At 58.3% G+C, this 26870-nt stretch carries 19 protein-coding genes; 13 read left to right on the top strand and 6 right to left on the bottom strand.

Annotated elements, in window-relative coordinates; all coding sequences use genetic code 11:
* The first annotated feature begins 54 nt into the window (after positions 1 to 54).
* Entirely contained in the window at positions 55 to 1170 is a 1116-nt protein-coding gene (gene macA / locus ACR809_RS16770; RefSeq protein WP_002896440.1) for a macrolide transporter subunit MacA, read from the top strand.
* Entirely contained in the window at positions 1167 to 3107 is a 1941-nt protein-coding gene (gene macB, locus ACR809_RS16765) for a macrolide ABC transporter ATP-binding protein/permease MacB (RefSeq protein WP_004147781.1), read from the top strand. The genes macA and macB overlap by 4 nt, the downstream gene beginning before the upstream one ends.
* 76 nt (positions 3108 to 3183) lie before the next feature.
* Here macB and cspD read toward each other — a convergent pair whose 3' ends face one another.
* Positions 3184 to 3405 (bottom strand): cold shock-like protein CspD, encoded by a 222-nt coding sequence (cspD, locus tag ACR809_RS16760; protein WP_002896516.1) that lies wholly within the window; start codon positions 3403 to 3405, stop codon positions 3184 to 3186.
* 325 nt (positions 3406 to 3730) lie between these two features.
* On the opposite strand from cspD, the gene clpS reads away from it, so the two are divergent.
* Together clpS and clpA are read left to right on the top strand one after the other, a co-directional pair.
* Positions 3731 to 4048 (top strand): ATP-dependent Clp protease adapter ClpS, encoded by a 318-nt coding sequence (gene clpS / locus ACR809_RS16755; RefSeq protein ID WP_002896520.1) that lies wholly within the window; start codon positions 3731 to 3733, stop codon positions 4046 to 4048.
* A 30-nt stretch (positions 4049 to 4078) separates the two neighbouring features.
* Positions 4079 to 6358, top strand: coding sequence for an ATP-dependent Clp protease ATP-binding subunit ClpA (gene clpA / locus ACR809_RS16750; RefSeq protein ID WP_122051440.1), 2280 nt, complete (start codon positions 4079 to 4081; stop codon positions 6356 to 6358).
* A gap of 120 nt (positions 6359 to 6478) precedes the next feature.
* Here clpA and infA read toward each other — a convergent pair whose 3' ends face one another.
* From infA to trxB, 5 genes are all read right to left on the bottom strand, one after another.
* Positions 6479 to 6697: a translation initiation factor IF-1 gene (infA, locus tag ACR809_RS16745; protein WP_001040187.1), complete on the bottom strand. Its 219-nt coding sequence runs from the start codon at positions 6695 to 6697 to the stop codon at positions 6479 to 6481.
* Between the two features lie 353 nt (positions 6698 to 7050).
* Entirely contained in the window at positions 7051 to 7752 is a 702-nt protein-coding gene (gene aat / locus ACR809_RS16740) for a leucyl/phenylalanyl-tRNA--protein transferase (protein WP_002898014.1), read from the bottom strand.
* Positions 7753 to 7796: 44 nt separating this feature from the next.
* Positions 7797 to 9518, bottom strand: a complete 1722-nt coding sequence (gene cydC / locus ACR809_RS16735; RefSeq protein WP_012737718.1) for a heme ABC transporter ATP-binding protein/permease CydC — start codon at positions 9516 to 9518, stop codon at positions 7797 to 7799.
* Positions 9519 to 11285 (bottom strand): heme ABC transporter permease/ATP-binding protein CydD, encoded by a 1767-nt coding sequence (gene cydD, locus ACR809_RS16730; RefSeq protein WP_002898017.1) that lies wholly within the window; start codon positions 11283 to 11285, stop codon positions 9519 to 9521.
* Positions 11286 to 11399: 114 nt separating this feature from the next.
* Positions 11400 to 12368: a thioredoxin-disulfide reductase gene (gene trxB / locus ACR809_RS16725; RefSeq protein ID WP_002898019.1), complete on the bottom strand. Its 969-nt coding sequence runs from the start codon at positions 12366 to 12368 to the stop codon at positions 11400 to 11402.
* 532 nt (positions 12369 to 12900) lie between these two features.
* On the opposite strand from trxB, the gene lrp reads away from it, so the two are divergent.
* From lrp to ACR809_RS16680, 9 genes are all read left to right on the top strand, one after another.
* The gene (lrp, locus tag ACR809_RS16720; RefSeq protein WP_000228469.1) at positions 12901 to 13395 is read left to right on the top strand and encodes a leucine-responsive transcriptional regulator Lrp; all 495 of its coding nucleotides are present in this window, start codon (positions 12901 to 12903) and stop codon (positions 13393 to 13395) included.
* Positions 13396 to 13530: 135 nt separating this feature from the next.
* The gene (ftsK, locus tag ACR809_RS16715) at positions 13531 to 17784 is read left to right on the top strand and encodes a DNA translocase FtsK (protein ID WP_122051439.1); all 4254 of its coding nucleotides are present in this window, start codon (positions 13531 to 13533) and stop codon (positions 17782 to 17784) included.
* Positions 17785 to 17906: 122 nt separating this feature from the next.
* On the top strand, positions 17907 to 18518 hold the full coding sequence (gene lolA / locus ACR809_RS16710) for an outer membrane lipoprotein chaperone LolA (RefSeq protein WP_002898132.1): 612 nt from the start codon (positions 17907 to 17909) through the stop codon (positions 18516 to 18518).
* An 8-nt stretch (positions 18519 to 18526) separates the two neighbouring features.
* Positions 18527 to 19870 carry a replication-associated recombination protein RarA gene (gene rarA, locus ACR809_RS16705; RefSeq protein WP_004191141.1) on the top strand — a complete coding sequence of 448 codons (1344 nt, stop codon included), beginning with the start codon at positions 18527 to 18529 and terminating at the stop codon, positions 19868 to 19870.
* Positions 19871 to 19960: 90 nt separating this feature from the next.
* Positions 19961 to 21253, top strand: coding sequence for a serine--tRNA ligase (serS, locus tag ACR809_RS16700; protein WP_122051438.1), 1293 nt, complete (start codon positions 19961 to 19963; stop codon positions 21251 to 21253).
* Between the two features lie 200 nt (positions 21254 to 21453).
* Positions 21454 to 23892, top strand: coding sequence for a dimethylsulfoxide reductase subunit A (gene dmsA / locus ACR809_RS16695; protein WP_016946994.1), 2439 nt, complete (start codon positions 21454 to 21456; stop codon positions 23890 to 23892).
* A 10-nt stretch (positions 23893 to 23902) separates the two neighbouring features.
* On the top strand, positions 23903 to 24520 hold the full coding sequence (locus ACR809_RS16690; protein ID WP_004150845.1) for a DMSO/selenate family reductase complex B subunit: 618 nt from the start codon (positions 23903 to 23905) through the stop codon (positions 24518 to 24520).
* 1 nt (position 24521) lies between these two features.
* Entirely contained in the window at positions 24522 to 25385 is an 864-nt protein-coding gene (locus tag ACR809_RS16685; RefSeq protein ID WP_004150844.1) for a dimethyl sulfoxide reductase anchor subunit family protein, read from the top strand.
* Between the two features lie 274 nt (positions 25386 to 25659).
* Positions 25660 to 26808 carry an MFS transporter gene (locus ACR809_RS16680; RefSeq protein WP_004150843.1) on the top strand — a complete coding sequence of 383 codons (1149 nt, stop codon included), beginning with the start codon at positions 25660 to 25662 and terminating at the stop codon, positions 26806 to 26808.
* The last annotated feature ends 62 nt before the right edge of the window (positions 26809 to 26870 follow it).

The following is a 26870-nucleotide window of genomic DNA, read 5'->3' as shown; positions in this document are numbered from 1 at the left end:
GGGTTTCGATAGAATCACCGCCTGGAGCGGCAGGGAAACAGCAGGAATCGGAATATGAAAGTGAAGGGAAAACGCAGGACCGTCTGGTGGCTGTTGGCGATCGTTGTGCTGGGGCTGGCTATCTGGGGATGGCGGATCCTCAATGCGCCGCTGCCGAACTACCAGACGCTGGTAGTTCGCAAAGGGGATCTCCAGCAGAGCGTGCTGGCCACCGGCAAACTGGATGCCCTGCGAAAAGTTGACGTCGGCGCCCAGGTCAGCGGACAGCTGAAAACGCTGCACGTCAATATTGGCGATAAGGTTAAAAAGGATCAGTTGCTGGGGGTTATCGATCCGGAGCAGGCGCAAAACCAGATTAAAGAGGTGGAAGCGACGCTCATGGAGCTGCGCGCCCAGCTCAATCAGGCGCGCGCGGAGAGCAAACTGGCGCAAGTGACTCTGGCCCGTCAGCAGCAGCTGGCGCAGCGCCAGCTGGTCTCGCGGCAGGACCTTGATACCGCGGCCACCGATTTGGCGGTGAAACAGGCGCAGATCGGCACTATTGAAGCGCAAATAAAGCGTAACCAGGCGACGCTCGATACGGCGAAGACCAACCTCGATTACACGCGGATCCTGGCGCCGATGGCCGGCGAAGTGACGCAAATTACCACCCTGCAGGGACAGACAGTGATCGCCGCCCAGCAGGCGCCTAACATTCTGACGCTGGCGGATCTCAGCACCATGCTGGTTAAAGCGCAGGTCTCTGAGGCGGATGTCATCCACCTCAGACCGGGGCAAAAAGCGTGGTTTACCGTGCTGGGCGACCCGCTTACCCGTTATGAAGGTAAACTGAAAGACATTCTGCCGACGCCGGAAAAAGTGAATGACGCCATCTTCTATTATGCCCGCTTCGAGGTACCGAACCCGCAGGGGATCCTGCGCCTCGACATGACCGCGCAGGTGCACATTCAGCTGGCTGAGGTGAAGAACGTGATTACTATCCCGCTGAGCGCCCTGGGCGACGCGGTAGGCGATAACCGCTACCACGTTCGACTGTTGCGCACCGGTGAGGTCAAAGAGCGTGAGGTTATCATTGGCGCCCGCAATGATACCGACGTCGCAGTGGTGCAAGGTCTGGAAGAGGGCGACGAAGTGATCGTCGGCGAGAGCGCGAGCGGGGCGGCAAAATGACGGCGCTGCTTGAGCTGCGAAATATACGTCGCAGCTATCCTTCCGGCGACGGCAGCGTTGAGGTCCTGAAGGGGATCACCCTCAGCATCCATGCGGGTGAGATGGTGGCGATCGTCGGGGCCTCCGGCTCGGGAAAATCGACGCTGATGAATATCCTTGGCTGCCTCGACAAACCCACCAGCGGCACCTATCGGGTGGCGGGAACCGATATCGCGCAGCTGGATGGCGATGCGCTGGCCCGTCTGCGGCGGGAACACTTTGGCTTTATCTTTCAACGCTACCATTTGCTGTCCCATCTGACCGCCGCGCAGAATGTCGAAGTGCCGGCGGTGTATGCCGGCAGTGAACGGCGCGCGCGCCTGGCGCGCGCTCATGAGCTGCTGGTGCGGCTGGGGCTGGGCGAGCGCGCCGACTATCAACCGTCACAGTTGTCCGGCGGTCAGCAGCAGCGGGTCAGTATCGCCCGCGCCCTGATGAATGGCGGGGAGGTGATCCTCGCTGATGAACCGACCGGCGCGCTGGACAGCCATTCCGGCGAAGAGGTAATGGCGATCCTGCACCAGCTAAAAGCGCAGGGGCACACGGTCATCATTGTGACCCACGATCCGCAGGTCGCCGCTCAGGCGGAGCGGATCGTCGAGATCCGCGATGGCGAGATCGTCCGCAACCCGCCCGCCAGCCGCCAGGGCGGCGGACTGCGCGCCCGTCCGCAGGCGGAGCCTTCGGCGTGGCGTCAGTTTACCAGCGGCTTTCGCGAAGCGCTGGTGATGGCCTGGCGAGCGATGGCGGCGAATAAAATGCGTACCCTGCTGACCATGCTCGGCATTATTATCGGTATTGCCTCGGTGGTGTCGATCGTGGTGGTGGGGGATGCCGCCAAGCAGATGGTGCTGGCAGATATTCGCGCCATCGGCACCAATACCATTGATGTGTATCCTGGTAAGGATTTTGGCGACGACGACCCGCGCTATCAGCAGGCGCTGAAGTATGACGATTTGCTGGCGATCCAGAAGCAGCCGTGGGTGCGCTCCGCCACGCCGGCGGTTTCAAAAAGCCTGCGCCTGCGCGCCAACAATATTGACGTTGCCGCCAGCGCGGAGGGGGTCGGTCCACAGTATTTTAATGTCTACGGCATGACCTTTAGCGAAGGCAATACCTTCAATGAACTGCAGCTCAACAGTCGGGCACAGGTGGTAGTGCTCGACAGCAATACCCGTCGGCAGCTGTTTCCCAATAAAGCGAAAGTGGTGGGAGAGGTGATTCTGGTGGGCAATATGCCGGCCACGGTGATTGGCGTTGCGGATGAAAAACAGTCGATGTTCGGCAGCAGCAAAATTCTCCGCGTCTGGTTGCCCTACACCACCATGGCGGGAAGAGTAATGGGCCAGTCGTGGCTGAACTCCATCACTGTGCGCGTTCATGAAGGCTACGACAGTGAAACCGCAGAGAAACAGCTGCTGCGTCTGCTGGAGCTGCGGCATGGTAAAAAAGATGTATTCACCTGGAATATGGACAGCGTCTTGAAAACCGCCGAAAGGACCACACATACCTTACAGCTGTTCCTGACATTGGTGGCGGTGATTGCCCTGGTGGTCGGCGGGATTGGCGTAATGAATATTATGCTGGTGTCGGTGACCGAACGAACCCGGGAGATCGGCATCCGCATGGCGGTTGGCGCCCGGGCCAGCGATGTGCTGCAGCAGTTTCTCATTGAAGCGGTGCTGGTTTGCCTGGTCGGTGGCGCGCTGGGCGTAGCATTGTCGCTGATGATCGCCTTTATTTTACAGCTGTTTCTCCCCGGCTGGGAGATTGGTTTTTCTCCGCTGGCGCTGCTGACGGCGTTTCTCTGTTCGACGCTGACCGGGGTGCTGTTTGGTTGGCTGCCTGCGCGCAACGCGGCGCGGCTCGATCCGGTGGATGCCCTGGCGCGAGAATAGGCGGGGCGAGAAATAAAAATGCCAGTCAGAAGGACTGGCATTTTATTAGCAGGATGTACACAATGAAGCAAAAGAGTTATGCAGCCGTTTCCGCTTCCACAGGGACGATCACGCTGGCGTGGTTGCCTTTTGGCCCCTGGTGAACATCAAACCGAACGGCTTGTCCGGCTTTTAGCGTTCTGTAACCATCCATCTGGATGGTGGAGTAATGGGCGAAAATGTCTTCGCCGCCGCCCTCAGGGCAGATAAAACCGAACCCTTTGGCATTGTTGAACCACTTAACAGTACCCATTTCCATACTTCGACATCCTTCGTAAATCTTTATTAGTAAGATGGAATGAACCGGTGGTGGAGTGACGAGTTGTTCAATTGCTCGCCAACTCTCGCCACTACAATTTAGAGAAATACGAAAACGCGTCAAGCGATTGAGGAGGGGGAACGGCGAAAAATGCGTCAAAATTTGAAGCAGTTAACGCTATTGCCGGGGAATGTGACAGCCGTCGCGGATAGAAGCGATAGATGATAGTTATCTATGATCTATTGTAGATTTGTGATGAGCATAACCTCTGGTCATCGACAGGCCTCCGCCTGTTGGCAACAGCAACCGATGATGAACACTGACGATGAGTAAGAGAGATTGGCTGGACTTCGAGCACCTGGTTGACGACGAAGTTCGTGATGCGATTAAACCGCCATCTATGTATAAAGTGATATTGGTCAATGATGACTACACTCCGATGGAGTTTGTTATTGACGTGTTACAAAAATTCTTTTCTTATGATGTTGAACGTGCAACGCAACTGATGCTCACGGTTCACTATGAAGGTAAGGCGATTTGTGGCGTGTTTACCGCGGAAGTGGCGGAGACCAAAGTCGCTATGGTGAATCAGTACGCGAGGGAGAACGAGCATCCATTGCTGTGTACGCTGGAAAAAGCCTGAATACAGGCATGAAAATTGGGGGAGGTGCCTATGCTCAATCAAGAACTGGAACTCAGTTTAAATATGGCTTTCGCCAGAGCGCGCGAGCACCGTCATGAGTTTATGACCGTCGAGCACTTGCTGCTGGCTCTGCTAAGCAACCCCTCGGCCCGTGAGGCCCTGGAAGCGTGTTCAGTGGACCTGGTGGCATTGCGTCAGGAACTTGAAGCCTTCATCGAACAAACCACACCCGTTCTGCCAGCCACGGAAGAAGAGCGCGACACCCAGCCGACGCTAAGCTTCCAGCGTGTGCTGCAGCGCGCCGTCTTCCACGTACAATCTTCTGGCCGCAGCGAAGTGACCGGCGCCAACGTGCTGGTGGCGATTTTCAGCGAGCAGGAGTCGCAGGCCGCCTACCTGCTGCGTAAACATGAAGTGAGCCGTCTTGATGTGGTGAACTTCATTTCTCATGGTACACGCAAAGACGAGCCGAGCCAGTCTTCCGATAACAGCGGAAGCCAGCCTGGCAATGAAGAGCAAGCCGGCGGGGAGGAACGTATGGAAAACTTCACCACCAACCTCAATCAGCTTGCTCGCGTCGGCGGCATTGATCCCCTGATCGGCCGTGAAAAAGAGCTGGAGCGCGCGATTCAGGTCCTGTGCCGTCGGCGGAAAAATAACCCGCTGCTGGTGGGGGAATCCGGCGTCGGTAAAACCGCGATCGCCGAAGGTCTTGCCTGGCGTATTGTGCAGGGCGATGTGCCGGAAGTGATGGCCGACTGCACTATCTACTCGCTCGACATTGGCGCTTTGCTGGCAGGGACCAAATATCGTGGCGATTTTGAAAAACGCTTCAAAGCGTTGCTCAAACAGCTGGAGCAGGATACCAACAGCATCCTGTTTATTGATGAAATCCACACCATTATCGGTGCGGGGGCGGCGTCTGGCGGCCAGGTCGATGCGGCTAACCTGATCAAACCGCTGCTTTCCAGCGGCAAGATCCGGGTGATCGGCTCCACCACTTACCAGGAGTTCAGCAACATCTTTGAAAAAGATCGTGCGCTGGCCCGCCGTTTCCAGAAGATCGATATTACCGAACCGTCGGTGGAAGAGACGGTCCAGATTATCAACGGCCTGAAGCCGAAGTACGAAGCGCACCATGATGTGCGTTATACCGCCAAAGCGGTGCGTGCGGCGGTTGAACTGGCGGTGAAATACATTAACGATCGTCATCTGCCGGATAAGGCGATTGACGTCATTGACGAAGCGGGCGCGCGGGCGCGCTTAATGCCGGTCAGCAAGCGTAAGAAAACGGTTAACGTGGCGGATATCGAATCAGTGGTGGCGCGCATTGCGCGGATCCCTGAGAAGAGCGTCTCCCGCAGCGATCGCGACACGCTGAAAAACCTGGGCGACCGTCTGAAAATGCTGGTCTTTGGACAGGATAAAGCCATCGAGGCGCTGACCGAGGCTATTAAAATGGCGCGCGCCGGGCTGGGCCATGAGCACAAGCCGGTGGGATCGTTCCTGTTCGCCGGGCCGACCGGGGTCGGGAAAACCGAAGTGACCGTCCAGCTGGCGAAGGCGTTAGGGATTGAGCTGCTGCGCTTTGACATGTCCGAATATATGGAACGTCATACCGTCAGCCGTTTGATCGGGGCGCCTCCGGGCTACGTCGGCTTCGATCAGGGAGGGCTGCTGACCGATGCGGTGATTAAACATCCGCACGCGGTATTGCTGCTTGATGAGATCGAAAAAGCGCATCCGGACGTGTTCAACCTGCTGCTGCAGGTGATGGATAACGGGACGCTGACCGATAATAACGGCCGTAAAGCGGACTTCCGCAACGTGGTGCTGGTGATGACCACCAACGCCGGGGTGCGGGAAACCGAGCGTAAATCCATTGGCCTTATTCAGCAGGACAACAGTCCGGATGCGATGGATGAGATCAAAAAGATCTTTACGCCGGAGTTCCGTAACCGCCTCGACAACATCATCTGGTTCGATCATTTGTCTACCACGGTGATCCATCAGGTTGTCGACAAGTTTATCGTCGAGCTGCAGGTCCAGCTGGACCAGAAAGGCGTCTCCCTGGAAGTGAGTCAGGAAGCGCGCGACTGGCTGGCGACGAAAGGCTACGATCGGGCGATGGGGGCACGTCCAATGGGACGCGTCATTCAGGACAACCTGAAAAAACCGCTGGCGAACGAACTGCTGTTTGGCTCGCTGGTCGACGGTGGTCAGGTCACTGTCTCTCTGGACAGCGACAAAAATACGCTGACTTACGACTTCCAGAGCGCTCCGAAGCACAAACCGGAAGCGGCCCACTAAGGCGATATCTTCAATGTAAAAAAACCGGCCAGGGGCCGGTTTTTTTTTGCTGACGGCAGAAATGAAAAGACCGGGAATTATCCCGGCCTTCAGCATCTAACGCCTTAAGGGCGAAAACAATCAGCGACTACGGAAGACAATGCGGCCTTTGCTCAGGTCGTACGGGGTCAGCTCAACAGTCACTTTGTCGCCCGTCAGAATGCGGATGTAGTTTTTACGCATTTTACCGGAGATATGCGCGGTTACCACGTGACCGTTTTCCAGTTCTACGCGGAACATAGTGTTAGGCAACGTTTCAAGTACGGTGCCCTGCATTTCAATATTGTCTTCTTTGGCCATCTAGTCCTCTGGGGTATCACTACCGTAGTTTTGAACCGGCAAGATAATGCCGAAGTTCATCATGTAAGTAAAGTTTTACGTATCTACCCTGAATCATTCACCTTGCCGCAAGGCGCATAGTCAGCGCAGCGGCTACGGAAATATGACGGGTATGAATCGCCGAAGTAGTTTTGGCGCATTGCCCGGGACACACACGGCCATGCCGCGTGACAGGCGCAAACGTAAAGGGGAGTGACAGAACGATGGGCGTTATCTGACTCTTATTATTCCCAAACGGCGGCGGGGCAACAGGCAGAAGCTACTCTACCGCGCAATTATACCATCCTGACGCAAAATGTGCTGAAAACATTTTATTATCCGCCAGGAAATAGCACCCGCGGCACCCAAAATCGCTCGGGCAGTCGGTAGCCGCGTAATACCGACAGATAGTCCAGATAATCGCGGCGGGGAATATCCACTGCGCCTAATGACGCGGTATGGTTGTTCAGTACCTGACAGTCAATTAATTTACCGCCGCTGTGCGCAAAGTCCTGGCAAAATACCAGCAGCGCGGTTTTGGAGGCATTTTCCGCCCGGCTAAACATCGATTCGCCGCAAAACAGCGCTCCCTGCGCTACGCCGTACATTCCTCCCACCAGGGTATTCTCCTGCCAGACTTCAATGGAGTGGGCATGACCCAACTCATGCAGCTGGTGATAGGCGCGAACGATACTGCTGGTTATCCAGGTGCCTTCGTCACGATCGCTGGCGCAGCCCTCAATCACTTCGCCAAAGGCGTGGTTGAGCGTGACCCGGTAGGGCGAACGCTGATGAAAGCGCTTCATGCTGCGGCTGAGATGGAATTGCTCTGGCCAAAGTACCGCCCGGGGGTCGGGCGACCACCAGAGGATCGGGTCGCCAGGGGAAAACCAGGGAAAAATACCACGCTGATAGGCCATCAGCAGCCGCGCGGGGCTCAGATCGCCGCCGAGCGCCAGCAGGCCATTAGGTTCTCGCAAGGCGCCTTCCGGAGAGGGGAAGGCGATAGAGTGCCGGGAGAGCTGAACCAGACGCATTTTAACCTCAATACGCATCAGCAAAAATTAGATAATAGAATAGCCTACAGACGCTGTTTAAACTGGAAGTACCGGCCCTGTTTAGCGAGCAGCTCCACGTGACTACCTTGCTCAATTATCTGGCCGTTGTCCATGACTATTATCTGATTAAAACCCGCCAGGCCCCGCAGACGATGGGTCACCATCAGCACGGTTTTGTCGCGCATGACATCTGCCAGTAGATGCAGGATCTGGCTTTCGGTGGCCGCATCCAGACCTTCTGTCGGTTCATCGAGCAGCATCAGCGGCGCATCGTGGAGCAGCGCGCGGGCAATGGCCAGTCGGCGCAGTTCGCCGCCGGAGAGCTGACGCCCGCCTTCGCCCAGCCAGCCGTTAAGACCACCATCTTGCAGCAGTTTTTCGAGACCCACCTTCTCAAGGGTAGCGCTGAGATGAGCGTCATCCGCTTCAGGCGCCGCCAGCAGCAGGTTGTCGCGCAGGGTGGCGCTGAACAGGTGCACGCGCTGCGGCACTACGCTCATTGCCTGCCGCAGAGTGGCTTCGCTGAGGCCGGAGAGCGGCTGATTGTTGAGCAGAATCTCTCCCTGTGACGGGTCCCAGGCGCGGGTAAGCAACTGCAACAGCGTCGATTTTCCGCAGCCGGTCCGGCCAAGAATGGCGATGTGCTCTCCGGCGGCAATCTGCAGGGAAATATTCTCCAGGGCAGGGGAGGGCTGCTGAGGATAGCGGAAGGTGACCTCCTGAAGCGTTAGGGCCACCTGCGCTGGCGGACTGGCTTCATCTTCGACAAAGGTGACCTCCGGCTGCTGGTCGGTAATCTGCGAGATCCGCCGCGCGGAGGCGATCACCTGGCCTAAATGCTGGAAAGCGCCAGTAACCGGCGCCAGGGCTTCAAAAGCCGCCAGCGCGCAGAATACGAATAGCGCGATCAGCGCCCCGGGCTGACTATTGCCGCCGACGCCGTCTGAGGCCAGCCAGAGCATGGCCACCACGGCGATGCCACCGATTAACAGCATTACCGCCTGCGAAAGCGCGGTCAGCTCGGCCTGGCGCCGCTGTGCATCCTGCCAGCTCAGCTCGGTCTTTTCCATTTGTGCGCGGTAGCGGTCGCTGGCGTTAAATACCATCAGCTCCGCCTGACCCTGCAGCCAGGCGGTGAGCTGTTGGCGATACTGGCCGCGCAGCTGCGTCATACTTTCGCCGGCTGGCTTACCTGCGCGATAGAACAGCGGCGGCATAACCAGCAGGGTCGCCAGCATGATACCGCCGAGCGTCAGCGCGAGGGTGACGTCGAGCAGACTTAATCCGCAGGTGACGACCACAATTACCACCAGCGCGCCGACCAGCGGCGAAATGACCCGCAGGTAGAGATGATCCAGGGTGTCAACGTCGGCCACCACCCGGTTGAGCAGCTCACCCTGGCGAAAGCGCGCCAGCCCCGCCGGAGAGAGGGGGAGCAGTTTGCTGAAGGTGAAAACGCGCAGGTGCTGCAGCACGCGAAAGGTAGCGTCGTGGCTGACCAGGCGCTCAAAGTAGCGCCCGGCGGTACGGATAATTGCCGCGCCGCGAACGCCCGCGGCAGGCAGCATATAGTTAAAACTGTAGATCCCGGCGACGCCCACCACCGCTGAAGCGGAGAGGAACCAGCCGGAGAGCGTCAGCAGGCCGATGCTGGCCAGCAGGGTCACAATGGCCAGCACGACGCCAAGCAGCAGCATCCATTTATGGCGTTTATAGAGCGCCAGATAGGGTAAAAGTGCGCGCATTTAAATCTCCTCCTGACGATGGGCCAGCAGCGCCGAGAAGACCCCACCAGCACGGGCCAGCGTGGCGTAGTCGCCTTGTTCGATAATCTGTCCGTCCTGCATCACCCAGACGTCGTCCCAGTCGGCCAGCCCCTCGAGCTGGTGGGTGACCAGCAGCGTGGTTTGCTCACTGGAGGCGTGGGTCAGGGCCTGCATGACTCGCTGTTCGCTATGGGCGTCAAGGCTGGCGGCAGGTTCATCCAGCAGCAGCAGGCGGCACGGCACCAACAGCGCGCGGGCGACCGCGATACGCTGCGCCTGGCCTACCGACAGACGCCCCGCCTGATCGCCTACGGCGGTATGGATCCCCTGCGGCAGCAGGGCGATAAACTCGCTGACCCAGGCCTTGTCCAGCGCCAGCCTAAGCTGTGCTTCGCTAGCTTCGGGCCACGCCAGCAGCACGTTTTCCCGCAGCGTGGCGGCAGGCAACTGCGGATTCTGTCCTACCCAGCTCAGCAGGCGGCGCCAGCGCTCAGCGTCCAGCTCGCGCAGCTCTACGCCGTTGACCATCAGCGACCCCTCATAGGGCAGAAAGCCGAGCAGTGTATTCAGCAAAGAGCTTTTCCCGGATCCGCTCTGGCCGACCAGCACCACGCGAGCGCCGGCGGGCAGCGCAAAATTAAGCGGCCCCGCCAGAACTTTACCTTCCGGAGATTTGATCACCAGGTCGCGCGCTTCCACGCTAATCAGATCGTTGTCATTTAACGTTTTCTCGCCACGCTCTACCTGGGTCAGCGGCGTTTCCATAAACGTTTTCAGGCTGTCTGCGGCGCCCACGGCCTGAGCTTTGGCATGGTAGAAGGTACCCAGGTCACGTAACGGCTGGAAAAATTCCGGGGCGAGGATCAGCGTCAGGAATCCCGCCATCAGCGTGACGCCCGCGCCATAGTGGCCGAAGTTCAGCTCGCCAAGGTAAGAAAAGCCAAAATACACCGCTACCAGCGCAATGGAGAGGGAGGTGAAAAACTCCAGAACCCCGGAGGAGAGGAAGGCCAGACGCAGGACTTCCATGGTGCGTTGGCGAAAATCCTGCGAGGCGTCGCGAATATTATCGGTTTCTGCCTGACCGCGATGAAAAATACGCAGGGTTTCCATGCCGCGCAGGCGGTCGAGGAAGTGGCCGCTGAGGCGGGCCAGCGCCTGGAAGTTACGCCGGTTGGCGTCGGCGGCGCCCATCCCGACCAGCGCCATGAAAAGCGGGATCAGCGGGGCGGTGCCGAGAAGGATTAGCGCGGCGGCCCAGTTAATCGGAAAAATAGTAATAACGATCAGCAGCGGTACGCAGGCCGCCAGCGTCATCTGGGGCAGGTAGCGGGCATAATAGTCGTGCATGTCGTCGATTTGCTCAAGAATAAGCGTTGCCCAGCTGCCGGCCGGTTTGCCCTGGATCCACGCCGGGCCTGCCTGCTGGAGGCGGTCAAGAACCTGGCGGCGAATTTCATAGCGAATATGCTGCCCGGCCTGAAAGCCGACCCGCTCACGCAGCCAGACCACCCAGGCGCGTAGTACAAAGATCAGCACCAGCAGCGTGAGCGGCAGCAGCAGGGCGGTCGCTGGAATATTCTCCATTACCATCCGGTGCAGGATCCGCGCCAGGAACCAGGCCTGCGCCACGATCAGCAGACCGCTCGCCACGCCAAGCAGGCGGGAAATCATCAACCAGCGACGGGAGATAATGCTTTGCTGTTTTAACCAGCGGGTTAACTCTTGTTGACGGGTTTTATTCATTGCGCGCTTTGCAGGTGTCGTTATCGGAGTATTGGGCACGGCAATGTTACATCGCAGCAAAAATAAAGGCGACTTTTCGTCGCCTTCTTTACCTTTGTTACTGACTTGTAAAGATTATTTGCAAGCGTCAGCCAAACCGTCGAGGTAACGCTCCGCATCCAGCGCCGCCATGCAGCCGGTGCCCGCAGAAGTGATGGCCTGACGATAGATATGGTCCATGACATCGCCGGCGGCGAACACGCCCGGGATGCTGGTCTGGGTCGCATTGCCGTGGATACCGGACTGCACTTTGATGTAGCCGTTCTCCAGCTCCAGCTGGCCTTCAAAGATGGCGGTGTTCGGGCTGTGGCCGATGGCGACAAATAAACCAGCCACTTCCAGGGACTCGACATTGTCGCTGTTTTTGGTATCGCGCAGGCGCAGGCCGCTGACGCCCATCTGGTCGCCGGTCACCTCTTCGAGGGTACGATCGGTATGCAGCACGATGTTGCCGCTTGCCACTTTATCCATCAGGCGTTTGATGAGGATTTTTTCCGCACGGAAGGAATCGCGACGGTGGATCAGGTGTACCTCAGAGGCGATATTCGACAGATACAGAGCCTCTTCCACTGCGGTGTTGCCGCCGCCGATCACCGCCACTTTCTGGTTGCGATAGAAGAATCCGTCGCAGGTAGCGCACGCGGAAACGCCGCGGCCTTTGAAGGCTTCTTCGGAAGGCAGGCCCAGGTAACGGGCGGAAGCGCCGGTGGCGATGATCAGCGCGTCACAGGTGTACTCGCCGCTGTCGCCTGTCAGACGGAACGGGCGGTTTTGCAAATCGACGCGGCTGATATGGTCGAAAATGATCTCGGTTTCAAATTTTGCGGCATGCTCGTGCATGCGCTCCATCAGCAGCGGACCGGTGAGATCGTTCGGATCGCCTGGCCAGTTTTCCACTTCCGTCGTGGTGGTCAGCTGACCGCCTTTTTCCATCCCGGTGATCAGCACCGGCTGCAGGTTGGCGCGTGCGGCATAGACCGCCGCGGTGTATCCCGCAGGTCCAGAACCAAGGATAAGCAGTTTACTGTGTTTGGCTGTGCCCATGAGATCCCCATAATAATTGGCATACATTGGGCTGGGATTGTAGGGAATTTGTTGTCGTAAAAAAAGAGCACAGCGATTTTGTTAACGATGTGTGCAATAGAAGCTGCCAATGAATTGGTGATTTTCCCGGCAAGGAATATAACTATTTCTACTGTCGGCGGGACAATTATAAGACGAAAAAATGAGAATCAACCAGGGCGGATGATGAATATCTGGCATCTTGTACTAAAAATCGATGTTTTGCTTTGACAATCACCTGTGCTTTTGCGAAAACATTCAAGGAAGAAGAAAAGCAGTATTTAGCGTGCGGCGAATTTTCATGCACGCAAATGCCATTTTTATCCGGGTTAACGAAATCTACGCATGGTGTGGACAGACGCCATGCGTGATGTCGGTGACTGCCGTCAGGCAACGGGCTTCTCACGTACCCCTGGGTTACCCAATGTCGTACGGGTGATAACAGGATGGGCTCTGGCAGTGAAGGCTCAGAGCCGGAACAGGAGTAGGGAAGGAATACAGAGAGACAATAATAATGGTAGATAGCAAGAAGCGCCCTGGCAAAGATCTCGACCGCATTGATCGTAACATCCTGAATGAATTGCAAAAAGATGGGCGAATTTCTAACGTCGAGCTTTCTAAACGGGTGGGACTTTCTCCGACGCCTTGCCTTGAGCGTGTGCGTCGTCTTGAAAGACAGGGTTTTATTCAGGGCTATACGGCGCTGCTCAACCCGCATTATCTGGATGCATCACTTCTGGTATTTGTTGAGATTACTCTGAATCGTGGCGCACCGGATGTGTTTGAGCAATTTAACGCCGCAGTGCAAAAACTTGAAGAAATTCAAGAGTGTCATCTGGTTTCCGGTGATTTCGACTATCTGTTGAAAACCCGTGTACCGGATATGTCAGCGTATCGTAAATTACTGGGCGAGACCTTGCTGCGCCTGCCGGGCGTTAACGACACCCGTACCTACGTGGTAATGGAAGAAGTCAAGCAAAGTAATCGTCTGGTTATTAAGACGCGCTAACACGGAACAGGTGCAAACTCGACGTAGTTTGATTACACTCCTGTTAATCCATACAGCAACAGTGCCGGGGAGACCCGGCGCTGTTGTCCGTTTTAGCAGCAGGCAGGAAACAGCCTGATACCTGGAGAGCCTTTCTTGAGCCAGGAATACACCGAAGACAAAGAAGTCAAACTAACCAAACTCAGCAGCGGGCGCCGACTCCTTGAGGCGATGCTCATCCTTTGCTCCCTCTTCGCCATCTGGCTGATGGCGGCACTACTGAGCTTTAACCCCTCGGACCCCAGCTGGTCGCAAACGGCATGGCATGAGCCTATTCATAATTTAGGCGGCGCCCCCGGCGCGTGGCTTGCCGATACCCTCTTTTTCATTTTTGGCGTCATGGCCTACACCATCCCGGTGATCATCATCGGCGGATGCTGGTTTGCCTGGCGGCATCAGGAAAACGACGAATACATTGATTATTTTGCCGTTTCCCTTCGCCTCATCGGTGCGTTAGCCCTGATCCTGACCTCCTGTGGTCTGGCGGCGATTAACGCCGATGATATCTGGTACTTCGCCTCCGGCGGGGTGATCGGCAGCCTGCTGAGCACCACGCTGCAACCCCTGCTGCACAGCAGCGGCGGCACCATCGCCCTGTTGTGTATCTGGGCGGCCGGGCTGACGCTGTTCACCGGCTGGTCGTGGGTCAGCATTGCGGAAAAGCTGGGCGGCGGCATCCTGTCCGTTCTCACCTTTGCCAGCAACCGTACCCGTCGGGATGATACCTGGGTCGATGAAGGCGAATACGAAGGCGACGAGGAAGAGTACGACGACGAAGAGGCGGCCAGGCCGCAGGAATCGCGTCGCGCCCGTATCTTACGCAGCGCGCTGGCGCGGCGTAAGCGTCTGGCCGAGAAGTTTACCAACCCTATGGGGCGTAAAACCGACGCTGCGCTTTTCTCCGGCAAACGGATGGATGACGGCGAAGAGGTGGTGCAATACAGCGCCAGCGGGGCGCCTGTTGCCGCCGACGATGTACTGTTTTCCGGCGCCAGCGCCGCGCGTCCCGCAGAGGATGATGTGCTGTTCTCCGGCGCCAGCGCCGTGCGCCCGGGCGATTTCGACCCTTACGATCCGTTGTTGAATGGCCACAGTATCGCTGAGCCGGTAAGCGCAGCGGCGGCGGCTACTGCCGCGCCGCAGGCGTGGGCAGAATCACCGGTGGGCCATCACGGCGCTGCGCCAGCTTATCAGCCGGAAGCCAGCTATCCGCCGCAGCAGGCCTATCAGCCTGAACCCGCTCCGTTCCAGCAGGCTGCTTATCAGCCGCCAGCGGGGCAAACCGCACCGCAGGCGTATCAGCCTGAGCCAGCGCCGTATCAACAGCCGGTTTACGATCCGCGTGCCGGTCAACCTGCGCCGCAGGCCTATCAGCCTGAGCCAGCGCCGTATCAGCAGCCGGCTTACGATCCGTATGCTGGTCAACCTGCGCCGCAGGCCTATCAGCCTGAGCCAGCGCCGTATCAGCAGCCGGCTTACGATCCGCATGCCGGTCAACCTGCGCCGCAGGCCTATCAGCCTGAGCCAGCGCCGTATCAGCAGCCGGCTTACGATCCGTATGCCGGTCAACCTGCGCCGCAGGCCTATCAGCCTGAGCCAGCGTCGTATCAGCAGCCGACTTACGATCCCTATGCCGGTCAGCCTGCGCCTCAGACCTATCAGCAGCCGGCTTACGATCCGAACGCCGGTCAGCCCGCGCCGCAGACCTACCAGCAGCCGGCTTACGATCCGCATGCCGGCCAGCCCGCGCCGCAGCCGTATCAGCCGGAGCCAGCGGCGTATCAGCCGCAAAGCGCGCCAGTTCCCCCACCGGAGCCAGAGCCCGAGGTCGTGCAGGAGGAAGTGAAACGTCCGCCGCTCTATTATTTCGAGGAAGTGGAAGAGAAGCGGGCGCGCGAACGCGAGCTGTTGGCCTCCTGGTATCAGCCAATTCCTGAGCCGGAAAGTCCGATTGCCACTAAACCGCTGACGCCGCCGACCACTGCGTCCAAACCGCCAGTGGAGACAACCGTAGTCTCTGCGGTAGCGGCTGGGGTGCATCAGGCTACCGCCGCCAGCGGCGGCGCGGCGGCAGCAACCTCGTCCACTGCCGCATCCGCTGCGGCTACGCCATTGTTCAGCCCGGCGTCCAGCGGCCCACGGGTTCAGGTGAAAGAGGGCATCGGTCCAAAACTACCGCGGCCCAATCGTGTGCGTGTTCCTACGCGTCGGGAACTGGCCTCCTACGGCATCAAGCTACCGTCGCAGCGGGAGGCGGAACAGCGCGCGCGGCAGGCGGAGCGCGATCCGCATTATGATGATGAGCTGCTCTCGGATGAGGAAGCGGATGCTATGGAGCAGGATGAACTGGCTCGCCAGTTCGCCGCCACCCAGCAGCAGCGCTACGGTCATCGCTGGGAAGACGATAACGCGACTGATGACGATGAGGCCGACGCCGCGGCGGAAGCGGAGCTGGCGCGTCAGTTTGCCGCTACCCAGCAGCAGCGGTACGCTACCGAGCAGCCGCCGGGCGCCAACCCGTTCTCGCCGGCAGATTATGAATTCTCGCCGATGAAAACGTTGGTCAATGACGGCCCGAGCGAACCGCTGTTTACGCCGACGCCGGAAGTCCAGCCGCAGCAGCCGGCCCAGCGCTATCAACAACCGGCGGCCGCTCCGCAGCAGGGTTATCAACCTGCGCAGCATCAGCCGATACACCAACAGCCTGTGCCGCCGCAGCCGCAGTCCTATCCGACTGCGTCGCAGCCCGTACAGCCGCAACAACCGGTTGCCCCGCAGGGGCATCAGCCTGCCGCCCCTGCGCCGCAGGAGAGCCTGATCCACCCGCTGCTGATGCGCAATGGCGATAGTCGACCGCTGCAAAAGCCGACCACGCCACTGCCGTCGCTGGATCTGCTTACCCCGCCGCCGAGTGAAGTCGAGCCGGTGGATACCTTTGCTCTCGAGCAGATGGCACGCCTGGTGGAAGCGCGACTCGCCGATTTCCGCATTAAAGCGGATGTGGTGAACTACTCACCGGGGCCGGTGATCACCCGCTTCGAACTGAATCTGGCGCCTGGCGTTAAGGCCGCACGGATCTCTAACCTGTCACGGGACCTGGCGCGATCGCTGTCAACGGTCGCCGTGCGCGTGGTGGAGGTGATCCCGGGCAAACCGTATGTCGGGCTTGAGCTGCCGAATAAAAAACGCCAGACCGTCTACCTGCGTGAAGTGCTCGACAACGCCAAGTTCCGTGATAACCCATCTCCGCTCACCGTGGTGCTGGGTAAAGACATCGCTGGCGATCCGGTAGTAGCCGATCTGGCGAAAATGCCGCATCTGCTGGTGGCCGGTACCACCGGTTCCGGTAAGTCTGTTGGCGTCAACGCCATGATCCTCAGCATGCTCTACAAGGCGCAGCCGGAAGATGTGCGTTTCATTATGATCGACCCGAAAATGCTCGAGCTGTCGGTCTATGAAGGAATTCCGCACCTGCTGACGGAAGTGGTCACCGACATGAAAGACGCCGCCAATGCGCTGCGCTGGAGCGTCAATGAGATGGAGCGCCGCTACAAGCTGATGTCGGCGCTGGGCGTGCGTAACCTCGCGGGCTACAACGAGAAGATCGCCGAAGCCGCGCGCATGGGACGTCCGATCCCGGATCCGTACTGGAAGCCTGGCGACAGCATGGACGCCGTACATCCGGTGCTGGAAAAACTGCCGTACATCGTGGTGCTGGTGGATGAATTCGCCGATCTGATGATGACCGTCGGCAAAAAGGTGGAAGAGCTGATCGCTCGCCTGGCGCAGAAAGCGCGCGCGGCGGGGATCCACCTGGTGCTGGCGACACAGCGTCCGTCGGTAGATGTTATTACCGGCCTGATTAAGGCCAACATCCCGACGCGCATCGCCTTTACCGTGTCGAGTAAAATTGACTCACGTACCATTCTCGATCAGGGCGGCGCGGAATCGCTGCTGGGTATGGGGGATATGCTTTACTCCGGGCCGAACTCTACCACGCCGGTGCGTGTCCACGGGGCGTTTGTGCGCGACCAGGAAGTCCACGCCGTGGTTCAGGACTGGAAAGCCCGCGGTCGCCCGCAATATGTGGATGGCATTACCTCCGACAGCGAAAGCGAAGGCGGCGGTGGCGGCTTCGACGGCGGGGAAGAGCTGGATCCGTTGTTCGATCAGGCAGTCAACTTTGTGACCGAGAAGCGCAAAGCGTCGATTTCCGGGGTTCAGCGTCAGTTCCGCATCGGCTATAACCGTGCCGCGCGTATTATCGAACAGATGGAAGCGCAGGGTATCGTCAGCGAGCAGGGCCATAACGGTAACCGCGAAGTGCTGGCGCCGCCGCCCTTTGAATGAGTGCAAAGTTGGGTAAATAAGCGCAAAATCAGCCAATTCTTCTGTCCCACCGCCGCCGGCGGTCCTACAGTAGGGGCAGAAGAGGCTCCCGCGTCGGGAGTGACGCACATTAAGGAAGAACAATGAAAAAACTCGCAATCACCTGTGCATTACTGTCTGGTATGGTCGTCAGCCAGGTCTGGGCAGATGCGGCCAGCGACTTAAAAAGCCGTCTTGATAAAGTGAGCAGCTTCCATGCCAGCTTCACGCAAAAAGTCACCGACGGCAGCGGTAACGCCGTGCAGGATGGGCAGGGAGACCTGTGGGTGAAACGCCCGAACCTGTTTAACTGGCATATGACCCAGCCGGATGAGAGCGTCCTCGTTTCGGATGGTAAAACGCTGTGGTTCTATAACCCGTTCGTCGAGCAGGCCACGGCGACCTGGCTGAAAGACGCCACCAGCAACACGCCGTTTATGCTGATAGCCCGCAACCAGTCCAGCGACTGGCAGCAATATAATATCAAGCAAAATGGCGATGATTTTGTGCTGACGCCAAAAAGCGGTAGCGGCAACCTCAAGCAGTTCACGATCAACGTCGGTCGGGACGGCACTATCCATCAGTTCAGCGCCGTCGAGCAGGATGATCAGCGCAGCAGCTATCAGCTGAAATCGCAGCAGAACGGCGCCGTCGACGCAGCTAAGTTCACCTTTACGCCGCCGAAAGGGGTGACGGTGGACGATCAACGTAAGTAGAGGCGAAAGTGAGCAATCTGTCGCTCGATTTTTCCGACAACGCGTTTCAACCTCTGGCCGCTCGCATGCGGCCAGAAAATTTAGCGCAGTATATTGGCCAGCAGCACCTGCTGGCGCCGGGTAAACCCCTGCCGCGGGCCATTGAGGCCGGGCACCTGCATTCGATGATCCTCTGGGGGCCGCCGGGTACCGGCAAGACCACTCTGGCGGAAGTGATTGCCCGCTACGCCAGCGCCGATGTCGAACGGATCTCAGCGGTAACCTCCGGGGTGAAAGAGATTCGCGAGGCTATTGAGCGCGCGCGGCAGAATCGCAACGCCGGCCGGCGGACCATCCTGTTTGTTGACGAAGTGCATCGCTTTAATAAAAGCCAGCAGGATGCCTTTCTGCCGCATATTGAAGACGGTACCATTACTTTTATTGGCGCGACCACCGAAAACCCCTCCTTTGAGCTTAACTCGGCGCTGCTCTCCCGCGCTCGCGTCTACTTACTGAAATCGCTCACCACCGACGATATCGAGCGGGTGCTTGACCAGGCGATGAACGATAAAACCCGCGGCTACGGCGGCCAGGATATCGTTTTGCCGGATGAGACCCGCAGGGCCATTGCCGAGCTAGTGAATGGCGACGCGCGGCGAGCGCTGAATACCCTGGAAATGATGGCCGATATGGCCGAAAGCGATGACTCGGGCAAGCGGGTGCTGATGGCGGAACTGCTGACCGAGATCGCCGGCGAGCGAAGCGCGCGCTTTGATAATAAAGGCGACCGGTTCTACGATTTGATTTCCGCCCTGCATAAGTCGGTGCGCGGTAGCGCGCCGGATGCGGCACTTTACTGGTACGCGCGGATCATCACCGCCGGCGGCGATCCGCTGTACGTTGCCCGCCGCTGTCTGGCGATTGCCTCGGAAGATGTCGGCAACGCCGACCCGCGGGCGATGCAGGTCGCCATTTCGGCGTGGGACTGCTTTACCCGCGTCGGGCCGGCGGAAGGCGAACGGGCGATTGCCCAGGCCATTGTCTATCTGGCCTGCGCGCCGAAGAGCAACGCGGTGTACACCGCCTTCAAAGCGGCGCTGGCCGACGCGCGGGATCGTCCTGACTACGACGTTCCGGTGCATCTGCGCAATGCGCCGACGAAGCTGATGAAAGAGATGGGCTACGGCCAGGAGTATCGTTACGCTCATGACGAACCCAACGCCTACGCCGCCGGCGAGCAGTACTTCCCGCAGGAAATGGCGCAAACGCGCTATTATCACCCGACAAACCGGGGGCTTGAGGGTAAAATTGGCGAAAAGCTCGCCTGGCTCGCTGAACAGGATCAAAATAGCCCGATAAAACGCTACCGCTAATTGAGGCGTTGCGGTAAGGTTATTACACTATTTCCGTGGTCGTAGTCTGCGGCCACTTTTCTTTTTTAATTCGATAAGCACAGGATAAGCATGCTCGATCCCAATCTGCTGCGTACCGAGCCAGACGCAGTCGCAGAAAAACTGGCACGCCGGGGCTTTAAGCTGGATGTAGATAAACTTCGCGCGCTTGAAGAGCGTCGTAAAGTTCTGCAGGTGCAAACGGAAAACCTGCAGGCGGAGCGTAACTCCCGATCGAAATCCATTGGCCAGGCGAAAGCGCGCGGGGAAGACATCGAGCCATTACGCCTGGAAGTTAACAAGCTTGGCGAACAACTGGATGCTGCAAAATCCGAGCTGGAAACGCTGCTGGCGGAAATTCGCGATATCGCGCTGGCGATCCCGAATATTCCTCATGATGATGTGCCGGTTGGTCGCGACGAAAACGACAACGTTGAAGTTAGCCGCTGGGGTACGCCGCGTCAGTTCGATTTTGAGGTGCGCGATCATGTGACGCTGGGTGAAATGCACGGGGGGCTGGATTTTGCCGCCGCCGTTAAGCTCACCGGCTCGCGCTTCGTGGTGATGAAAGGGCAGCTGGCCCGTCTGCACCGCGCCCTGGCGCAGTTCATGCTGGATCTGCACACCGAACAGCATGGCTACAGCGAAAACTATGTCCCGTACCTGGTAAACCAGGATACCCTGTATGGCACTGGCCAGCTGCCGAAATTCGCTGGCGACCTGTTCCATACCCGTCCGCTGGAAGAAGAGGCTGACAGCAGCAACTACGCGCTGATCCCGACGGCGGAAGTGCCGCTGACCAACCTGGTGCGCGATGAAATCATCGACGAAGACGATCTGCCGATCAAAATGACCGCCCATACGCCGTGCTTCCGCTCTGAAGCCGGTTCCTATGGCCGCGACACCCGCGGTCTGATCCGTATGCACCAGTTCGATAAAGTTGAAATGGTGCAGATCGTCCGCCCGGAAGACTCTATGGCCGCGCTGGAAGAGATGACCGGTCACGCCGAGAAAGTGCTGCAGCTGCTGGGCCTGCCGTACCTTAAGGTCGCGCTGTGCACCGGCGATATGGGCTTCAGCGCCTGCAAAACCTATGACCTCGAAGTATGGGTTCCGGCGCAAAACACTTATCGTGAGATCTCCTCCTGCTCCAACGTCTGGGATTTCCAGGCGCGTCGTATGCAGGCTCGCTGCCGCAGCAAGTCCGATAAGAAGACCCGTCTCGTTCATACCCTGAATGGTTCTGGCCTGGCAGTAGGTCGTACGCTGGTGGCGCTGATGGAAAACTATCAGCAGGCTGATGGCCGTATCGAGATCCCGGAAGTGCTGCGCCCGTATATGCGCGGCCTCGAATATATCGGCTAAACTTCTCACTCCTTCTTTTAAAAGCGCCTGCGGGCGCTTTTTTTACGCCCTTATTGATACCGGGCAATAATCCTTGCCGCGAATGCAGTGATACTCCCTTTGGATTAAACCAGCATAAAAAACTAATAATATCGCAAAGCATTATATATATATCTATATAACGCTTGTCAGTTTATTGTGAGCAACCAAAGCGAGTATCCATGAAAATTAAAGCCCCTGATGCTTTACTGGCTGCTGAGGTAAGCCGCCGTGGTCTGATGAAAACCACGGCAATAGGCGGCCTGGCGCTGGCCAGCAACGCACTAACGTTACCCTTTACCCGACTGTCGCATGCTGCCGATACGCCGGCGCCCGCCAGTGAGAAGGTGGTCTGGAGCGCCTGCACCGTCAACTGCGGTAGCCGTTGCCCGCTGCGCATGCACGTGGTGGATGGCGCGATTAAATACGTCGAAACCGATAATACCGGTGACGATAACTATGACGGTTTGCACCAGGTCCGCGCCTGCCTGCGTGGGCGTTCAATGCGCCGCCGGATCTATAATCCGGACCGTCTGAAGTACCCGATGAAGCGCGTTGGTAAACGCGGTGAGGGCAAGTTCGAGCAAATCAGCTGGGAAGAGGCGTTGGATACCATCGCCAGCAATATGCAGCGGCTGATTAAAGAGTACGGCAACGAATCCATCTATCTGAACTACGGCACCGGCACGCTCGGCGGGACGCTGACCCGCTCCTGGCCGCCGGGGAAAACGCTGATTGCCCGTCTGATGAACTGCTGCGGTGGCTATCTCAACCATTATGGCGACTATTCATCAGCGCAGATTGCTGCCGGTCTGAATTACACCTACGGCGGCTGGGCGGACGGCAACAGCCCATCGGATATTGAAAACAGTCAGCTGGTGGTGCTGTTCGGCAATAACCCCGGCGAAACGCGGATGAGCGGCGGCGGGGTGACGTACTACCTTGAACAGGCGCGGCAGAAATCCAATGCCCGGATGATAATCATCGATCCGCGCTATACCGACACCGGCACCGGGCGTGAAGATGAATGGATCCCGATTCGTCCTGGGACCGATGCGGCACTGGTTTCGGGCCTCGCGTGGGTGATGATCACCGAGAATCTGGTCGATCAGCCGTTCCTCGATAAATACTGCGTGGGATACGACGAGAAAACGCTGCCCGCCGGTGCGCCAGCCAATGGTCATTACAAAGCTTACATTCTTGGCCAGGGCACTGACGGTATCGCCAAAACGCCGGAGTGGGCCTCGACAATTACCGGTATTCCGCGCGAACGCATTGTTAAACTGGCGCGCGAAATTGCCACCGCTAAACCGGCCTATATTAGCCAGGGCTGGGGTCCGCAGCGTCACGCCAACGGTGAGATCGCCACCCGCGCCATCTCAATGCTCGCCATTCTGACGGGTAACGTCGGGATCAACGGCGGCAATAGCGGGGCGCGCGAGGGCTCGTATAGTCTGCCTTTTGAGCGTATGCCGACGCTGGAGAATCCGGTTGAGACCAGTATCTCGATGTTTATGTGGACCGATGCGATTGAGCGCGGCCCGGAAATGACCGCTCTGCGCGACGGCGTACGCGGTAAAGATAAGCTCGACGTGCCGATCAAGATGATCTGGAACTATGCGGGCAACTGTCTGATTAACCAGCATTCTGAGATCAACCGGACCCACGAAATCCTGCAGGACGACAAGAAATGCGAGATGATTGTGGTCATTGACTGCCATATGACCTCCTCGGCGAAATACGCCGATATTCTGCTGCCGGACTGTACCGCCTCCGAGCAGATGGATTTCGCGCTGGATGCCTCCTGCGGCAACATGTCCTACGTTATCTTTGCCGATCAGGCCATCAAGCCGCGTTTCGAATGCAAAACCATCTATGAGATGACCAGCGAACTGGCAAAGCGTCTGGGCGTCGAAGAGCAGTTTACCGAAGGCCGTACCCAGGAAGGCTGGATGCGCTATCTGTATGAGCAGTCGCGCAAAGCGATTCCCGACCTGCCGGATTTCGACACCTTCCGTCAGCAGGGCATCTATAAGCAGCGCGATCCGCAAGGTCATCATGTGGCCTACAAAGCCTTCCGTGAGGATCCGCAGGCTAATCCGCTGACCACGCCTTCGGGCAAGATCGAAATCTACTCGCAGGATCTGGCGAAAATCGCGGCCACCTGGGAGCTGCCGGAAGGGGATGTTATCGATCCGCTGCCGATCTACACCCCGGGTTTCGAAAACTACAACGATCCGCTGACAGCGAAATACCCGCTACAGCTCACCGGCTTCCACTATAAATCTCGCGTCCACTCGACCTACGGCAACGTCGATGTGCTGAAGGCCGCCTGTCGGCAGGAGATGTGGATTAACCCGATCGATGCCCGCAAGCGCGGCATTGCCAACGGCGATCGTATTCGCATCTTCAACGATCGGGGTGAAGTGCATATCGAAGCAAAGGTGACGCCGCGCATGATGCCGGGCGTCGTCGCGCTGGGGGAAGGGGCCTGGTACAACCCGGACGCCTCGCGTGTGGATCAGGCGGGCAGCATCAACGTGCTGACCACCCAGCGTCCGTCGCCGCTGGCGAAGGGAAACCCGTCGCATACCAACCTCGTTCAGGTTGAGAAGCTGTAAGGAGTAACCGATGACAACTCAGTATGGATTTTTTATTGATTCCGCCCGTTGCACCGGTTGCAAAACCTGCGAACTGGCCTGTAAGGACTACAAGAACCTGACCCCGGAGGTCAGCTTCCGCCGCATCTATGAATATGCCGGCGGCGACTGGCAGGAGGACAACGGCGTCTGGCAGCAGAACGTGTTTGCCTATTACCTCTCCATCGCCTGTAACCACTGTGAAGATCCGGCCTGCACCAAGGTCTGTCCGAGCGGCGCAATGCATAAGCGCGAAGACGGTTTTGTGGTGGTCAACGAAGAGGTATGCATTGGCTGCCGCTACTGCCATATGGCCTGCCCGTACGGCGCCCCGCAGTACAATGCCGACAAAGGCCATATGACCAAGTGCGATGGCTGTCACGAGCGCGTCGCCGAGGGGAAAAAGCCGATCTGCGTCGAGTCCTGCCCGCTGCGGGCGTTGGATTTCGGGCCGATTGCCGAACTGCGCGCTAAGCACGGCCAGCTGGCCGCGGTAGCGCCGCTGCCGTCGGCGCACTTTACCCGGCCGAGTATCGTTATCAAACCTAACGCCAATGCCCGGCCGTGTGGCGATACCACCGGTTACCTGGCGAACCCGAAGGAGGTGTGAGATGGGAAACGGATGGCATGAATGGCCGCTGATGGTCTTTACGGTCTTCGGCCAGTGCGTCGTAGGCGGCTTTATTGTTCTGGCGCTGGCGCTGATGACAGGCAAGCTTTCCCGTGAGCAGGAGCAGCGCGTGGTGGGCAGCATGTTCGGCCTGTGGGTATTGATGGGGATCGGGTTTATTGCCTCGACGATGCACCTTGGCTCGCCGCTGCGGGCCTTTAATTCGCTGAATCGCGTGGGAGCCTCGTCGCTGAGTAATGAAATAGCCAGCGGGGCGATCTTCTTCGCCGTCGGCGGAATTGGCTGGCTGCTGGCCGTGTGCAAAAAGCTGCCTGCCGGCCTGCGGAGCCTGTGGCTGGTGGTGACCATGGTGCTGGGCGTGATTTTCGTGTGGATGATGGTGCGGGTGTACAACACCATCGACACGGTGCCGACCTGGTACACCGTTTGGACGCCGCTGAGCTTCTTCCTGACGCTGTTTATCGGCGGTCCACTGCTGGGCTACCTGCTGCTGCGCGTCGCGGGCGTCGATGGTTGGGCGCTGCGCCTGCTGCCGGTGGTTAGTTTGCTGGCGCTGCTGGTCAGTATTATGGTGGTCGTGATGCAGGGAAGTGAACTTGCCACTATCCGCAGCTCAGTTCAGCAGGCCTCCGCCCTGGTGCCGGATTACGGGTTGCTTATGGCCTGGCGCGTGGTGCTGCTGGCCCTGGCCCTGGCCTGCTGGTGCGTGCCGCAGATTCGCGGCCGCAAACCGGCGGTCTCGCTGCTCGGCCTGGCCTTTGTTCTGATACTGGCGGGAGAGATGATCGGCCGCGGCGTATTCTATGGCCTGCATATGACCGTTGGGATGGCTGTCGCCAGTTAACCACCTCCATCATGCCGGTGCCTAACCACCGGCATGATGAAAACGTGCTGTCGATAGATGAAATTTTTCAACTGAAATTAACTTCGGCATTTATTAATAAACCAGCAAAAACAATAGCGTATTATCTGTTGTCTCACCTTTTTCCATCCTCTGGATAAAAAACTTCTATCGTAGCCGACAAAACCGCGTCACGCCTGATTTCAGGTGGATTGACAATGTTTTTAGCAGTGGCATGATGCGCTCGCGATCTGAACATTCCTCACGGTTTTTACCCATGACCATCTACACCCGGCCAGTGCAAATGCTGCTCTGTGGCCTGCTTTTATTGACCCTGGCGATAGCGGTGCTGAATACGCTCGTCCCGCTCTGGCTCGCCCATGAAAACATGCCAACCTGGCAGGTCGGCATGGTGGGGTCATCCTATTTTACCGGCAACCTGGCCGGTACGTTGCTGGCCGGCTGGGTGATCAAGCGCCTGGGGTTTAACCGTAGCTATTATCTCGCATCGTTAATTTTCGCCGTCGGCTGCGTAGGGCTGGGGATCACCGTTGGCTTCTGGACATGGCTGAGCTGGCGTTTTATCGCCGGCGTAGGTTGCGCGATGATCTGGGTGGTGGTGGAAAGCGCGCTGGTTTGCAGCGGCACTTCCCGCAGTCGCGGTCGTCTGCTGGCGGCGTACATGATGGTCTATTACGTCGGTACCGTACTGGGCCAGCTGATGGTCAGTAAATTACCCACCGATTTAATGAGCGTCCTGCCGTGGGTGACCGGCCTGGCGCTGGCGGCGATCCTGCCGTTGCTGTTTACCCGCATTATGGGGCAGGCAGAAGAGCCGCATGAAACGGTACGTATCTGGCCGATGCTGAAGCTACGCCAGGCGCGCCACGGGGTCAATGGCTGTATTATTTCGGGGATTGTCCTCGGCTCGCTGTATGGCCTGATGCCGCTGTGGCTGAACCATCAGGGCGTCAGCGACTCCGGCATCGGCTTCTGGATGGCGGTGATGGTGAGTGCGGGGATCCTCGGCCAGTGGCCGGTAGGGCGCCTGGCAGACCGCTACGGTCGCCTGCTGGTGCTGCGGGTACAGGTCTTTGTGGTCATTCTGGGATGTCTGGCGATGCTTAGTCAGGCGGCAATGGCCCCGGCGCTGTTTGTGCTTGGGGCATCTGGATTCACGCTGTATCCGGTGGCGATGGCCTGGGCCTGTGAAAAAGTGGAGCACCATCAGCTGGTGGCGATGAATCAGGCGCTGCTGATGAGCTATACCATCGGCAGCCTGCTGGGCCCGACCCTGACGGCGATGCTGATGCAGAACTTCTCAGACAACCTGCTGTTTATCATGATCGCCAGCGTGTCGTTTATCTATCTGCTGACCCTGCTGCGCAAAGCCGGGCATCATCCGACGCCGGTGGCGCACGCCTGACCCTGCAGCGCGCAGCGCATGCTGCGCGTCATCTGCTGCAATCGCATAGGCTTACTGCCGCA

The organism is Klebsiella sp. CD33, from assembly GCF_051992865.1.
Taxonomy (GTDB): Bacteria; Pseudomonadota; Gammaproteobacteria; order Enterobacterales; family Enterobacteriaceae; genus Klebsiella; species Klebsiella pneumoniae.
Note: the sequence above shows the minus strand (reverse complement) of the source record. Positions and strands in the feature narration are given on the sequence as shown.

What these genes read in the sequence shown, in the direction of transcription:
- macA (WP_002896440.1), top strand. Translation starts at nt 55, where the DNA reads ATGAAAGTGAAGGGAAAACGCAGGACCGTCTGGTGGCTGTTGGCGATC.
- macB (WP_004147781.1), top strand. Translation starts at nt 1,167, where the DNA reads ATGACGGCGCTGCTTGAGCTGCGAAATATACGTCGCAGCTATCCTTCC.
- cspD (WP_002896516.1), bottom strand. Translation starts at nt 3,405, where the DNA reads ATGGAAATGGGTACTGTTAAGTGGTTCAACAATGCCAAAGGGTTCGGT.
- clpS (WP_002896520.1), top strand. Translation starts at nt 3,731, where the DNA reads ATGAGTAAGAGAGATTGGCTGGACTTCGAGCACCTGGTTGACGACGAA.
- clpA (WP_122051440.1), top strand. Translation starts at nt 4,079, where the DNA reads ATGCTCAATCAAGAACTGGAACTCAGTTTAAATATGGCTTTCGCCAGA.
- infA (WP_001040187.1), bottom strand. Translation starts at nt 6,697, where the DNA reads ATGGCCAAAGAAGACAATATTGAAATGCAGGGCACCGTACTTGAAACG.
- aat (WP_002898014.1), bottom strand. Translation starts at nt 7,752, where the DNA reads ATGCGTCTGGTTCAGCTCTCCCGGCACTCTATCGCCTTCCCCTCTCCG.
- cydC (WP_012737718.1), bottom strand. Translation starts at nt 9,518, where the DNA reads ATGCGCGCACTTTTACCCTATCTGGCGCTCTATAAACGCCATAAATGG.
- cydD (WP_002898017.1), bottom strand. Translation starts at nt 11,285, where the DNA reads ATGAATAAAACCCGTCAACAAGAGTTAACCCGCTGGTTAAAACAGCAA.
- trxB (WP_002898019.1), bottom strand. Translation starts at nt 12,368, where the DNA reads ATGGGCACAGCCAAACACAGTAAACTGCTTATCCTTGGTTCTGGACCT.
- lrp (WP_000228469.1), top strand. Translation starts at nt 12,901, where the DNA reads ATGGTAGATAGCAAGAAGCGCCCTGGCAAAGATCTCGACCGCATTGAT.
- lolA (WP_002898132.1), top strand. Translation starts at nt 17,907, where the DNA reads ATGAAAAAACTCGCAATCACCTGTGCATTACTGTCTGGTATGGTCGTC.
- serS (WP_122051438.1), top strand. Translation starts at nt 19,961, where the DNA reads ATGCTCGATCCCAATCTGCTGCGTACCGAGCCAGACGCAGTCGCAGAA.
- dmsA (WP_016946994.1), top strand. Translation starts at nt 21,454, where the DNA reads ATGAAAATTAAAGCCCCTGATGCTTTACTGGCTGCTGAGGTAAGCCGC.
- ACR809_RS16690 (WP_004150845.1), top strand. Translation starts at nt 23,903, where the DNA reads ATGACAACTCAGTATGGATTTTTTATTGATTCCGCCCGTTGCACCGGT.
- ACR809_RS16685 (WP_004150844.1), top strand. Translation starts at nt 24,522, where the DNA reads ATGGGAAACGGATGGCATGAATGGCCGCTGATGGTCTTTACGGTCTTC.
- ACR809_RS16680 (WP_004150843.1), top strand. Translation starts at nt 25,660, where the DNA reads ATGACCATCTACACCCGGCCAGTGCAAATGCTGCTCTGTGGCCTGCTT.